The organism is Mycobacteriales bacterium, assembly GCA_040902655.1.
Classification (GTDB): Bacteria; Actinomycetota; Actinomycetes; order Mycobacteriales; family SCTD01; genus SCTD01.
This window is the reverse complement of the sequence record JBBDWV010000024.1, coordinates 22522-35157: the sequence shown is the minus strand read 5'-3', so window position 1 is coordinate 35157 and position 12636 is coordinate 22522. Positions and strand designations below refer to the sequence as shown.

At 74.3% G+C, this 12636-nt stretch carries 11 protein-coding genes and 1 pseudogene; 6 read left to right on the top strand and 6 right to left on the bottom strand.

Going from position 1 to position 12636, the window contains the following annotated elements; genetic code table 11:
* On the bottom strand, positions 1–1364 hold a 1364-nt coding region (locus WD794_06755; protein ID MEX2290010.1), incomplete at its 3' end, for a glycosyltransferase family 87 protein.
* Between the two features lie 137 nt (positions 1365–1501).
* On the opposite strand from WD794_06755, the gene WD794_06750 reads away from it, so the two are divergent.
* From WD794_06750 to WD794_06740, 3 genes are all read left to right on the top strand, one after another.
* Complete coding sequence (locus WD794_06750) at positions 1502–2191, top strand: class I SAM-dependent methyltransferase (protein ID MEX2290009.1); 690 nt, start codon at positions 1502–1504, stop codon at positions 2189–2191.
* Between the two features lie 99 nt (positions 2192–2290).
* Complete coding sequence (locus tag WD794_06745; protein MEX2290008.1) at positions 2291–3835, top strand: NAD(P)/FAD-dependent oxidoreductase; 1545 nt, start codon at positions 2291–2293, stop codon at positions 3833–3835.
* Positions 3836–3951: 116 nt separating this feature from the next.
* A complete protein-coding gene (locus WD794_06740; protein ID MEX2290007.1) occupies positions 3952–5340 on the top strand; it encodes a glycosyltransferase family 39 protein in 1389 nt (462 codons plus the stop codon).
* A 77-nt stretch (positions 5341–5417) separates the two neighbouring features.
* Here WD794_06740 and rplI read toward each other — a convergent pair whose 3' ends face one another.
* The 5 genes and pseudogenes from rplI to WD794_06715 all read right to left on the bottom strand — a co-directional run bounded on the left by rplI (position 5418) and on the right by WD794_06715 (position 8062).
* Entirely contained in the window at positions 5418–5867 is a 450-nt protein-coding gene (gene rplI / locus WD794_06735) for a 50S ribosomal protein L9 (GenBank protein ID MEX2290006.1), read from the bottom strand.
* 13 nt (positions 5868–5880) lie between these two features.
* On the bottom strand, positions 5881–6117 hold the full coding sequence (gene rpsR, locus WD794_06730) for a 30S ribosomal protein S18 (GenBank protein ID MEX2290005.1): 237 nt from the start codon (positions 6115–6117) through the stop codon (positions 5881–5883).
* 27 nt (positions 6118–6144) lie between these two features.
* Positions 6145–6666, bottom strand: a complete 522-nt coding sequence (locus WD794_06725; GenBank protein MEX2290004.1) for a single-stranded DNA-binding protein — start codon at positions 6664–6666, stop codon at positions 6145–6147.
* Between the two features lie 190 nt (positions 6667–6856).
* Positions 6857–7138: pseudogene (rpsF, locus tag WD794_06720) on the bottom strand (30S ribosomal protein S6).
* A 102-nt stretch (positions 7139–7240) separates the two neighbouring features.
* Complete coding sequence (locus tag WD794_06715; protein ID MEX2290003.1) at positions 7241–8062, bottom strand: hypothetical protein; 822 nt, start codon at positions 8060–8062, stop codon at positions 7241–7243.
* Between the two features lie 280 nt (positions 8063–8342).
* Here WD794_06715 and WD794_06710 point away from each other — a divergent pair, with 280 nt between their 5' ends.
* Genes WD794_06710 through WD794_06700 form a run of 3 tightly spaced genes read left to right on the top strand, consistent with a single transcriptional unit; the run spans position 8343 to position 12630 of the window.
* The gene (locus WD794_06710; GenBank protein ID MEX2290002.1) at positions 8343–9137 is read left to right on the top strand and encodes a deoxyribonuclease IV; all 795 of its coding nucleotides are present in this window, start codon (positions 8343–8345) and stop codon (positions 9135–9137) included.
* A complete protein-coding gene (locus WD794_06705) occupies positions 9134–10855 on the top strand; it encodes a hypothetical protein (protein MEX2290001.1) in 1722 nt (573 codons plus the stop codon). The genes WD794_06710 and WD794_06705 overlap by 4 nt, the downstream gene beginning before the upstream one ends.
* 26 nt (positions 10856–10881) lie before the next feature.
* Entirely contained in the window at positions 10882–12630 is a 1749-nt protein-coding gene (locus WD794_06700) for a hypothetical protein (GenBank protein MEX2290000.1), read from the top strand.
* The last annotated feature ends 6 nt before the right edge of the window (positions 12631–12636 follow it).

The following is a 12636-nucleotide window of genomic DNA, read 5'->3' as shown; positions in this document are numbered from 1 at the left end:
CCCCCCCCCCCCCCCCCCCCCCCCCCCCCGGCAGGTCCGGCCCCGGACCGACGACGGCCCGCCGACACCAGGACCGCGACCAGGGCCAGGGCGAAGGCGGCGCTGCCGGTGCGGGAGGCGCCGGGCGAGGGCCCGTCCGGGACGACCGCGAAGAACGCCGGGTACGCGGCGGCCGGCACGGCCAGCCAGGCCGGCCGGGCCGCGAGCACGGCCAGCGCCGCCAGTGGCAGGCCGTACCACGGCTGCACGGGTGTCGCGAGCAGCAGCGCGGAGCCGAACAGCAACAGCGCGGGAAAGGCCACGTCGTCGGGCCGCGCCCGCACCGCGCGCAGCACGACCGTGAGGACACCGAGGCCGGCGGCACCGGCCACCAGTGTCGCCGGGAGGCCCGACAGGCCGAGGGGTCGCAGCAGCAGGTACCGGCCACCCTCGACGTAGTCCTCCTCCCGTAGATAGCCGGGCAGGTAGCCGAGCACGTCCCAGCCGACGGCGAGCACGTGCGGCAGGTAGCTCACGACCACCACGGCCACGAAGGCGCCGAGCACCCGGACCGGCCGGCGCGCGAGCAGCACCGGCAGCAGCAAGGCCGGGTAGAGCTTGACCATGGCGGCCGCGCCGAGAGCGGCCCCCGAGCAGGCGGGGCGCCGGCCGGCCAGCCCGACGGCAGCAACGACGAACAGCGTCGCCAGCCCGTCGACGTGGCCGTTCTGCACCGCCTCCAGCACCGCGACCGGGCTCCAGGCGTAGACGGCCACCCACCGCGGGTCCCGTCCACGCTGGACCAGCAGCCGCCACAGCAGCACCATCGTTGCGAGATCGGCGAGCAGCGCGACCAGCTGCCAGCCCAGATCCTGCAGCCGCGAGGCCCCCAGCGAGTGCCCCAGCAGGAACCACGCCTGCGCCACGGGCGGGTAGAGGGTGCGCACCTCGGGCCGGTTGATGATCGTGCAGTCCGGCTCGCGGCCGAGTTCGGCGCACGCCGCGGCCCCCGGGAACAACCAGGCGTCCCGCAGCCCGGCCAGCTCGGGAGCCGTCGGCGGGTAGCGGTAGGGGTCGGTGCCGGCGGCCTGCACCCGGCCGTCCCAGGCGTAGCGGTAGAGATCGTCGGACAGCGGGACGACGGCGGTGATGGCCGCCACCCGCAGCGCGACGGCGCCCAGGACGACGACCAGCAGCACCCCGCGCGCGGTGGTCCGGCGCAGGCAGGCGATGCCCACCGCCCAGGCCGCCCACCACGCCAGGATCTCGAGCAGCAACCGGTCGGCGTTGCCCAGGATGCTGTTCTCCTGGGTGGTCCGCCAGGCCAGCACGGTGCCGACCGCCAGCGCGAGCAGAGCGCCGCGCAGCCAGCGGTCGCCCGTCACGCGGCCGAGCCTGCCCTACCGGGTGTGCGGTTGTGGGCGGCGGGGGAGGCCGCCAGGAGCGGGATGCGTGAACCGGGGCGGGGCGCGCCACGAAGAAGTTCGGGGCCACTCCGGCCGGACCCTCTGGAGGACCACGCGTGCTGCCGTTGCCCCGCCCGACGGCACCGTCGCGGCCGCCCTCCGTGCTCGATCCGGCGGAGGTGCTGACGGACTGGATGGCCACGGCCGGCGAGGACGACCTCCAGCCCCGCCTGCTGCGGCTGTCCGACGGGCGGCTGCTCCCGCTGCCCGTCGCCCGCTGGCGCGGCCCGGTCGGGCGCGCCGACGAGTCGATGCTCCAGCGCTGCGTCGGCCCCGTGCTCGACGTCGGCTGCGGACCCGGCCGGTTGACCGCCGCGCTGCACGCCCGCGGCACCGAGGTGCTCGGTCTCGAGCTGCTCCCCGCGGTGCCGGTGCTGGCCAGGGAGGCCGACGCGCCGCTGCTGCTCGGTGACGTCTTCGGCCCGCTCCCTCGTACCGGCCAGTGGCAGACCGTGCTGCTGGCCGACGGCAACGTCGGCATCGGCGGTGACCCGGTCCGGTTGCTGCGCCGGGTACACGCCCTGCTCGGCCCCGGGGGACAGGCACTGTGCGAGCTGCACCCGGACGGTGACACGGCCGCCGGCGGTCGGGTTCGGCTGGAGGGGCTGGGCGCCACGAGCGCGTGGTTCCCCTGGGTCCTGCTCGGGCGTTCCGGGCTCGCCGCGGCCGCTGCCGCAGCCCGGCTCGCCGTCGGGGACGGCTGGGAGGAGCAGGGTCGGCAGTTCGCGGCGCTCACCAGGATGTGACAGTTCCGTGACAACACCCCCGGTACGATGGCCGAAGAGCCGGGCAGGCGAGCAGTACGGCTGGCGGCCACCCGCACCGACGACAGGAGTACCCACAGCGTGACGACAGCACCGGCCCGTACCGGAAACGACCCCGTGGTGGTGGTCGGCGCCGGGCCCGCCGGCTTGACCGCCGCCCTGCGGCTGCGCCAGGCGGGCCTGCAGACGACGGTCGTGGAGGCCGGCGACAGCGTCGGCGGGATCAGCCGGACCGTGGAGCGCGACGGCTGGCGCTTCGACCTCGGCGGTCACCGTTTCTTCACCAAGGTGCCCGAGGTCGAGGCGTTCTGGCACGAGGTGCTGCCCGACGAGGACTTCCTCATGCGGCCGCGACTGTCCCGGATCCTCTACCGCGGGAAGCTGTTCGACTACCCGCTCAAGCCGTTCAACGCGCTGTTCGGCCTCGGGGTGCTGGAGGCCATCCGGTGCGTGCTGTCGTACGCGCTGGTCCGGGTGCGGCCGCCCAAGGACCAGAGCAACTTCGAGGGCTGGGTTGCTGCGCGGTTCGGCTGGCGGCTCTACCGGATCTTCTTCAAGACCTACACCGAGAAGGTGTGGGGCGTGCCGGCCACCGACATTCAGGCCGACTGGGCGGCGCAGCGGATCAAGAACCTGTCGCTGCTCAACGCGATCACCTCCGCCTTCGGGTTCGGCAAGGGTCAGAAGATCACGACGCTGATCGAGGAGTTCCAGTACCCGCGGCTGGGCCCTGGGATGATGTGGGAGCGCTGCCGCGACCTGGTGATCGGCCTGGGCGGGAAGCTGCGGATGTCGGCACCCGTGGCGCGGGTGGAGCACGCCGGCGGTCGGGCGCACACCGTCGTGCTCGCCTCCGGGGAGCGGCTGCCGGCCTCCGCGGTCGTCTCCTCGATGCCGATGCCCGAGCTGGTGCGGGCGATGGACCCGCCGGCGCCGCCCGCGGTGCTGGCGGCCGCCGACGGCCTGGCGTTCCGCGACTTCCTCACCGTCGCGCTCGTCGTCCCGGCGAGCGCCGGCTTCCCCGACAACTGGATCTACATCCACGAGCCCGGCGTACGGGTCGGACGGGTGCAGAACTTCGGATCCTGGTCGCCGCAGCTGGTCAAGGACGGTTTCACCTGCCTGGGCCTCGAATACTTCGTGTCCGAGGGCGACGACCTCTGGGAGTCCTCCGACGAGGACCTCGTCGCGCTCGGCAAGGCCGAGCTCGAGACGCTGAAGCTGGTCACCAGCGGCCAGGTCGAGGCGGGGTACGTCGTCCGCGTCCCGAAGGCCTACCCGGTCTACGACGAGGGTTACGCCGAGCGGGTCGACGTGCTGCGCGGCTGGCTGGCCGAGACCGCGCCGAACGTGCACCCGGTCGGCCGCAACGGCATGCACCGCTACAACAACCAGGACCACTCGATGCTCACGGCGATGCTGGCCGTCGAGAACATCGCGCACGGCGCCCGGCACGACGTGTGGACGGTCAACGTCGAGGAGGACTACCACGAGACGATGGCCTCCGACGCCGACGTCTACCCCACCTCGGCCGACGGCCCGTCCTCCACCGCCGCCTCCCGCACCGGACGGGACGCGCCGATCCTGCCTCGGCGCCCGCGGGACCACGAGGAGAACGCGGCCTGACCGCCACCTCGCACCGCACCGTCCCCGCACCACCTGCGCACCCGGGCCGGTCCGCGCTCGAGGGCCGGCCGGGGCTCGTCCTGCTCGTCCTCGCGCTGCTCGGCTGCGCCGTCGGGGTGATCGCCGGAGTGCTCTCCGGACCGCTGTGGCTCGACGAGGTGATCAGCGTCGAGATCGCCCGGTTGCCGCTGCCCGATCTGTACGCCGCGCTGCGGCAGGACGGCGCGCCGCCGCTCTACTACCTGCTGCTCAAGGCGTGGATGACCCTCGTCGGCACCGGCACGGTCGCCGTCCGGCTGCTCACGGCGCTGCTCGTACCGGTGGCGCTGCTGCTGGCCTGGAGACTGGGCTCCCGGCTCGACGGCCGCGCCGGCGGACGCGCGGCCGTGATCGTGCTGGCCACGCTGCCCTGGCTGATGCGGTTCGGTTCCGAGACCCGGATGTACCTGCTGGTCGTGGTGCTCGTGCTGAGCGGTGCGCTCGCCCTGCACACGGTGCGGACCACCGCCTCACGCCGCGCGGTGCTGACGCTCGCGGCTCTGGCCGGGCTGCTGCTGCTGACGCACTACTGGTCGCTGTTCCTGCTCACGGCGGTCGGTCTGCTCCACCTGCCGGGGCTGGTCCGGCGGCGGGGTGACGCTGTCCGGGTCGTGCTGGCCCTCGGGGTCGGGGGGCTGCTCTTTCTGCCCTGGGCGCCGACCTTCCTCTTCCAGGCCGCGCACACGGGCGCACCCTGGGCAGCTCCGCTGACCGTGGCGGAGTTCCTCCGTACGCCGCGCTACTGGGGCGGTGGGTCGGTGACCTTCCGCACGCTGCTGGGCTTGCTCCTGGTCCCACTGGCGGTGTGGGCGGCCTTCCGACAGCCGGCGGCCCGGCTGCTCGGGGGGGTCGCGCTGCTCACCCTGCTGCTCGCCTGGACGACGGTCTTCTTCGGAGGCGGCGCCTACACCGGCCGGTACACGGCGGTGGCCGTCCCGCTGGTGGTCGTGGGGGCCGCTCTCGGCGCCGCCGCGCTGCCCGGCCGGCGGCTGCCCCTGGTCGCCCTGGGGCTGGTCGCCGTGCTCGGGATCAGCTCCGGCATCCCGGCCGCCGCGCGTACCCGTACCGTCGCCGGCGGCGTCGTCGAGGCCTTCCGCGCGGCAGGCGGAGGACCGGGGGACCTGCTGGCCTACTGCCCCGACCAGCTCGCTCCGCCGGTCTGGCGGCTGCTCGACGAGCAGGTCGAGCAGGTCGTCTACCCCAGCTTCGGCGACCCGCGGCGGATCGACTGGGTGGACTACACCGCCCGCCAGCAGGCGGCGGACCCGCGGGCGTTCGCGCAGCAACTCTCCGAGCGGGCGGGCCACCGGCCGGTCTTCGTGCTGGCCGCACCGCACTACCGCACCTTCGAAGGTCAGTGCGAGGCGCTGCTGTTCTCGCTCGGCGTGCTGCGGCGGGCCGGCCAGCAGGTGTACAGCGAGACCGGCCGGAGAGCCCAGATCCTCTACCGCTTCGCTGCGTCCTGACAGCTGCCGGCCGCTGAACGACGTACGGCCCGGCGCCCTTGCGGGAGCCGGGCCGTGCGGACGTGCGGGTACTGGGGCTACTTCGCGGCAACGACCTCGAGGGCGATCGTCGCCTCGACCTCGGGGTGCACCTTCACGTTGACGGTGTGATTGCCGAGCGACTTGATCGGCGCGGCCAGCGTCACCAGGCGGCGGTCCAGCTTCGGGCCGCCGGCCTTCGTGACGGCCTCGACCACGTCGCTGGAGGTCACCGATCCGAACAGCCGGCCGGCCTCGCCGGAGCGGGCGGGCAGCCGGACCTGCAGGCCCGACAACTGCGCCTTCATCTCGTTGGCGGCACCGAGGTCGCGGACCTCGCGCACCTCGCGGGCCCGGCGGATGGTCGCGATCTGCTTCTCCGCGCCGCGGGTGGACTGGATCGCCATGCCCTGCGGGACGAGGTAGTTGCGGCCGTAGCCCGCCGCCACCTCGACCACGTCGCCGGGCGCACCGAGACCGGAGACGTCCTGCGTGAGGATGAGCTTCATCGTGGCGGCCATGTCAGCGCGCCGTCGAGGTGTAGGGCAGCAGCGCCATCTCCCGGCTGTTCTTCACAGCCATGGCGACGTCGCGCTGGTGCTGCCGGCAGTTCCCGCTGACCCGGCTGGCCCGGATCTTGCCGCGGTCCGAGATGTACTTGCGCAGGGTGCCGGTGTCCTTGTAGTCGACGTAGGTCACCTTGTCCTTGCAGAACTGGCAGACCTTCTTCTTCAGCTTGCGGGGCGGTGGCTTGGCCATCGTCGTGATCTCCTGGGATGAGTCGTTTTAGAAGGGGGGCTCGTCGGACCAGCCGCCCGAGCTCGCGGCGCCCCCGGCGGGCGCGCTGGCCCACGGGTCGTCACCGCCGCTGGGTGCCGCGTTACCGCCGCCGTAGGACTGCCCGCCGCCGCCGCCGAAGCCGCCACCACCGCCGCCGCTACTGCGGGAGGCCTTGGTGACCTTCGCGGTGGCCCAGCGCAGCGCTGGGCCGACCTCGTCGACGTCCAGCTCGTACACCGTCCGCTTCTCGCCTTCCTTCGTCTCGTACGAGCGCTGCTTGAGGCGACCCTGGACGATCACGGAGGTGCCCTTGTGCAGGGACTCCGCGACGTTCTCGGCGGCCTGGCGCCAGACGGAGCAGCGCAGGAAGAGCGCCTCGCCGTCCTTCCACTCGTTGGAGTTCTTGTCGAAGGTGCGGGGGGTCGACGCGACGGTGAAGTTCGCGACGGCTGCCCCGCTCGGGGTGAAGCGCAGCTCGGGGTCGGCGGTGAGGTTGCCGACCACGGTGATGACGGTGTCGCCTGCCACGGGTTCTCCTTTGGCCCTTCCCGCGTTCTGCGGGAGATGTCGGTGCGGTGTGGATGCGTGCGCGTCGGGTGCGCACAGGTCGAGCGGGGAAGGGGCGGTTCGGGTCCGGACGCGAGAGCTAGCCGGCGGCGGCCGGCACCGCGGCGGGAGCCTTGGGCTCCTTGGCCGGCGCAGGCTTGCTGGCGCGCAGCTCGGGTCGCATGACCTTCGTGCGGAGGATGGACTCGTTGAGGTTGAGCTGGCGGTCCAGCTCCTTCATCGTGGCCGAGTCGGCGCTGAGGTCGACGACGGCGTAGATGCCCTCGGTCTTCTTGTCGATCTCGGTGGCCAGCCGGCGGCGCCCCCAGACGTCGACCTTCTCGACCGTCCCGCCGCCGGTACGGACGACGTTGAGGAACGTGTCGAGGGAGGGAGCGATGGTGCGCTCCTCCAGGTCGGGGTCGAGGATGACCATCAGTTCGTAGTGACGCAAGTGACCCACCTCCTCCTGTGGACTTCGCGGCCACGGACGATCCGTGGCAGGAGGGCGTTCACGTCGGTAAACGGCGTCACGCTACCAGCGCGGCGTCCCGGGTCAGGCCGTGGCGACCGGTGCGGGACCGGCCATCGCGAGCGGGGCGCGCCGGCGGGCGGCCGGCTCGGCCAGCAGCAGGCGGACCAGCAGCGATGCGGTGCCGCCGGCCAGGACGGCGGCCAGGGCGGCGGGCAGGCCGTAGCCGCGCACGGTCGGGGGGCTGGCCAGCCGGCCGGTGGCGACGGCCACGCCGGGCTCGAGGTCCGGGGCCATCTCGGGCGCCGGCCCGGCGGCCTCGGCCGGCAGGTCCGGCAGCGCGATCGCCGGCGGCGGCGCAAGGCCGCCCGAGCTGGGGTCGGTCGGGATGCCCAGCGACCCGAAGCCGCCGGAGATCGGCGGGGCGGGGGCGGTGCCGTTGCCACCGGTCGCGGCCGGGGACGGGCTCGGGGAGCCCGGGCCGCCCGCGGCCCCGCCGCTCGGCGAGGACGCCGGCTTCGCGCCACCGGTCGGGCCGGGCCCGGCCGAGGCCGGCAGCACGACCGAGCCCTCGAAGGCCGCGCCCTCGGCGACCCGATAGGTGTAGGTGCCGGCCCGGGTGACCGGATCCGGATGGGTGTAGCTGCGGCCCGGCAGCAGCCCGACCGGGCCGCTGTCGAGATCCCAGTTCTTGCTCGTGGCCACGGCGCGGTAGCCGAAGGCGGTGTCCTCGTTGACGAACCGGACCGTGTCACCGGAGGCGACCTGCAGCACCTTCGGTGTCACGCCTTCGGCGGTGATGGTGACGACCTTCTCTCCGGCGGCGGCGGGCGTGGCGAATCCGACGCTGCCGAGCAGGAGGGCGGGAGCCGCGAGCAGGGCGGCGGCAGATCGGCGGAGCTTCATCTCTCCAGTTTCGCATCTCTGGGCCGGAACCGGGGCACTCGGACCGCGACAGGTGCCGCACGGCGGAGATACCGCACAGGTCAAGATTGTCGAAATGTTGACCTGTGCTGTACACCGCCCGACGGCACACACGTCTGCGGACCGGCATGTCGTGTCCACGAACGAGCAGCCACCGGTCGCATGCGGTGCCCCGGCGCCCCTGTCCGGTGCGTTGTCAGGTGCGTTGTCAGGTGCAGAGTGATTCCGAAGATGCGTCGGGGATCCGGGCTAGCGTGGAGCCATGCTCGCGATCGGTGCCCATGTCGACGCCGCCGACCCGCTGGGCGAGGGGCGGGCGCGTGGTGCGGACCTCGTCCAGTTCTTCTGTGGCGACCCGCAGAGCTGGAAGAAGGCGGTCGTTCCCGAGGCGCTGAGCCACGACCGGGCAGCCGGCACAGCGGGTCTGGACCTGTACGTGCACGCGCCATACATCGTCAACCTCGCGTCGACCAACAACAAGATCCGGATCCCGTCGCGCGCGATCCTGCTCGACCACGCGCAGGCGGCGGCGTCCCTCGGCGCCCGCGGTCTGATCGTCCACGGCGGGCACGTCGGCAAGGGCGACGATCCACGGGTCGGCGTCCAGAACTGGGTGAAGGCGTTCGAGCGGTCCTCCTGGGCGGAGGCCGGCACCCCCCTGCCGATCCTGGTCGAGAACACCGCCGGCGGCGAGCACGCCATGGCGCGACATCTGGATGCGCTGGCCCGGCTGTGGGACGGCATCGGCGGCTTCCCCGGAGTCGGCTTCTGCCTGGACACCTGCCACGCGCATGCCGGTGGTGAGCAGCTCCTCGACCTGGTGGACCGGATCACGTCCATCACCGGCCGGATCGACCTCGTGCACTGCAACGACTCGCGCGACGCCTTCGGCAGCGGCGCAGACCGGCACGCCAACCTCGGCAAGGGGCAGATCGATCGCGAGCTGCTGCTGGCGGTCGTCGCGGCGGCCGGCGCACCGGTGGTCTGCGAGACGCCGGGTGGGCTCGAAGGGCAGGCGTCCGACATCGCCTACCTGCGAAACAACCTGCCGACGTGACGCCGAGGCGGCGGTGCCGCCGTTCCGGACCGGCGTACGAAGCCGGCTGCTCGCTGGCGCTCGGCCTGCTGCTGGCCGTCCTCGTGCGGCGCCCGCAGGAGCTCGGCAGTAGCGTCCCGGGTGATCCGCGCGATCCGGTGCTGCTGTCCTGGGTGCTCGCCTGGCCCGGGCACGCGCTCACCAGCGCGGACCGGCTGTGGGACGGCAACATCTTCGCCCCGCTGGACAACACCCTCGCCTTCACCGACCTGCTGCTCGGCTACCTGCCCTTCGGCCTGGTCGGCGAGGGACCGGCCGCGGCCCTGGTCCGGTACAACCTCGTGCTGCTGTTCACCGGTGCACTGGCCTTCGCCGGCACGTGGCTGCTCGTCCGCCAGCTCGGGCTGGGGCGGGCGGCCGCGCTGGTCGCGGCCACCGCCTTCGCCTTCAACCCCTGGCGAGTGTCCCAGCTCAACCACATCCAGGTGCTGTCCAGCGGGGGCATCCCGCTCGCGCTGGCGCTGCTGGCCCGCGGCCACGGCGTGCGGCTGCGCACCGGGACCGGGCCGCTCCGTCCCGGCTGGGCGTTCGCCGGCTGGGCGGTCGCGACCTGGCAGCTCAGCCTCGGCTTCGGACTGGGCCTGCAGCTGGCCTACCTCCTCGCCCTGTGCACCGCCGTGGCCGCGGCGCGCGCCCTGGTCCGCGCGCAGCGGGGGAAGGGCCGGCCGGACCGGCGGCTCGTCCTCGCCGACGTCGCGGGGGTCGCCCTGCTGCTGGCAGTCGGCGCAACCCTGGCGCAGCCGTACTTCTCGGCGGTGCAGGACCACCCGCAGGCGCGACGGGGCCTGGAAGAGGTGGGCTTCTACTCCCCGTCCGCCGCGGCCTTCGTCACCGCGCCGGGCGACTCGCTGCTGTGGGGCCGCTACACCGCCGCGGAGCGGGACGGTGTCGGAGGGATCAACGAGAAGGCGCTGTTCCCGGGGCTGACGGTCACCGTGCTCGCGGCGGCCGGCCTGCTCCCGGGTCCCTGGTCCCGCCGACGGGTGGTGCTGATCGCCGGGGCGGTGGCCGTCGTCGCCGTCTGCGCGATGGGCACCTCCGGACCGGCCGGGGGCCGCTGGAGCTACCTGCTGCTCTACGAGTACGCCCCGGGCTGGCAGGGCGTACGAACCCCGTCCCGGCTCGTGACGACGGCCTGGCTGGGGCTCGCGCTGCTGGCGGCGCACGGCGTGGCGGTTCTGCTCGCGATGGTCCGGCGCGCTCGCGGGTGGGCGGACCCGGCCCTGGACCGGCCGCTGGCGGTCGGGCTGGCCCTCGGCCTGTCCGCCGCCGCCCTGCTCGAGGGGCTCGACACCGCCGGCCAGACGGCGGTGCGGCCCCCTCCTGCTCTCGCGCTCACCGCACTGCCGCAGCCGGTGCTGGTCCTGCCGAGCGAGGACTCCACCGACCAGGACGTCATGCTCTGGAGCACGGACGGCTTCCCGCGGGTGGTGAACGGCGTCAGCGGCTTCACCCCCGCCGAGCTGGAGCAGCTACGGGAGGCCGCCGCGCGGCTGCCGGACCCGCCGGCCCTCGCCCGGCTGCGCAGCTCGGGAGTGGCCAGCCTGCTGGTGCTGCCCGACGCGCTGCCCGGGACGAGGTACGAGCGGCTCGACGCCGTCGCGCTGGCCCGGCTGCCGGGGGTGGACGTCGAGCCGCAGGGGGACGTGCTGGTCGTCCGCCTCGGCAGGGGCCCGTGAGACCGGCCGGTGGCTAGAGTCGCCCGGTGCACGCGCCCGGTCCGACCAGCGAGGGCGCACCCGCGGCGCCGGCTGCGCGGCGCGTCGGGCCGGTCCTGGAGGGCGCGCTGGTCTTCGGGCTGGGCTGCCTGCTGGCGCTGGTCGTCCGCCGGCCGCAGGAGTTGTCCAGCACCGTCCCGGGCGACGCCGGCGACCCGGTCCTGCTGGCCTGGATCCTGTCCTGGCCGGCGCACGCGCTGACGTCCGGCAAGGACCTGTGGGACGCCAACCCGTTCGCGCCGCTGCCCAACGCGCTGGCGTTCAGCGACCCGCTGCTCGGCTACCTGCCCTTCGGGCTGGTCGGCGAGGGACCGGGCGCCGCCCTGGTCCGCTACAACGTCGTGCTGCTGTTCACCTACGCCCTCGCCTTCGCGGGGACCTGGGTGCTGGTCCGCCAGCTCGGCCTGGGGCGGGCGGCGGCGCTGGTCGCCGCCACCGCGTTCGCGGTCAACCCCTGGCGCGCGGCGATGGCCAGCCACCTGCAGGTGCTCTCCAGCGGCGGGGCCCCGCTCGCGCTGGCGATGCTGGCCCGTGGCCACGGCGTGCGCCTGCGGGTCGGCGGCGGACCGGTGCGGCCGGGCTGGGTCCTTGCCGGCTGGGCCACAGCGGCCTGGCACTTCAGCATCAGCCCGCCGATCGGGCTGCAGCTGGCCTACCTGCTCGCGGTGTGCACGGCGGTCGCGATCGGCCGGACGCTGCTGCGGGCGCAGCGTGGCGCGGGGTGGCCCGGCCGCCGGCTGCTGGTGGCCGACGGGCTGGGCCTGGTGCTGTTCCTCGGCGCCGGGGCGCTGCTCGCGCAGCCGTTCCTGCAGGCGGTCGAGGACCATCCGGAGGCCCGCCGCTCGGTGGCGGAGGTGGCGCTGTTCTCCCCGTCGGTGAAGGGGCTGGTCACGGCGCCGCCGTCGTCCTGGGCGTGGGGCCGGCACACCGAGGGCCTGCGCGAGGGGGTCGTCGCCTTCAACGAGGAGGCGCTGTTCCCGGGTCTGGTCGTCACGGTGCTGGCCGCGGCCGGGCTGGCCGCCGGACCCTGGTCCGGGCGCCGCCGGGTGCTGGTCGCCGGGGCAGTCGTCGTGATCGCGGTCTGCGCGCTCGGCACGGAGGGCCCGCTCGGCGGGCGGCTGGGTTACCTGCTGCTGTACGAGCACGCGCCCGGCTGGCAGGGCGTCCGGACACCGGGTCGGCTGGTCAACACCGGCTGGCTCGGGCTGGCCCTGCTGGCGGCACACGGCGTGGAGGTGCTGCTGCGCCGGGTGCGCCGGCTGGCCGGCACGGACGCGGCGCGGGCGCGCTCGGCCGCGGTGCTGCTGGCCTTCGGCCTGTCGGCGGTCGTCCTGCTCGAGGGGCTGGACACCCAGCCGCTCGCGCCGGTGCGCGCCGTCCCGCCGGTGGTGCTGGCCGACCTGCCCGCCCCGGTCATGGTGCTGCCGAGCGAGGCGCACCTGGACTACGCGGTGATGCTCTGGAGCACCGACCGCTTCCCGCGGGTCGTCAACGGGTCGAGCGGTTTCACCCCCCGCCTGCAGGAGGAGTTGCGCGCCGCCGCGGCGCGGCTGCCCGACCTGGACGCGCTCGACCGCCTGCGCGCCGCCGGTGTCGCCAGCCTGGTCCTGCTGCCCGACGCGCTGCCCGGCACGAGGTACGAGCGGCTGGACGCCCGCACCCTGGCCGGCCTGCCGGGGGTGGCCGTCGAGCCGCGCGGCGTGGTCGTCGTCGTCCGGCTGGACCTCGCGCCCTGAGCTGCA

Bases quoted from the DNA above. Each gene is read 5' to 3' on its own strand.
- rplI (MEX2290006.1), bottom strand. From the start codon at position 5,867: ATGAAGCTCATCCTCACGCAGGACGTCTCCGGTCTCGGTGCGCCCGGC.
- rpsR (MEX2290005.1), bottom strand. From the start codon at position 6,117: ATGGCCAAGCCACCGCCCCGCAAGCTGAAGAAGAAGGTCTGCCAGTTC.
- WD794_06715 (MEX2290003.1), bottom strand. From the start codon at position 8,062: ATGAAGCTCCGCCGATCTGCCGCCGCCCTGCTCGCGGCTCCCGCCCTC.
- WD794_06710 (MEX2290002.1), top strand. From the start codon at position 8,343: ATGCTCGCGATCGGTGCCCATGTCGACGCCGCCGACCCGCTGGGCGAG.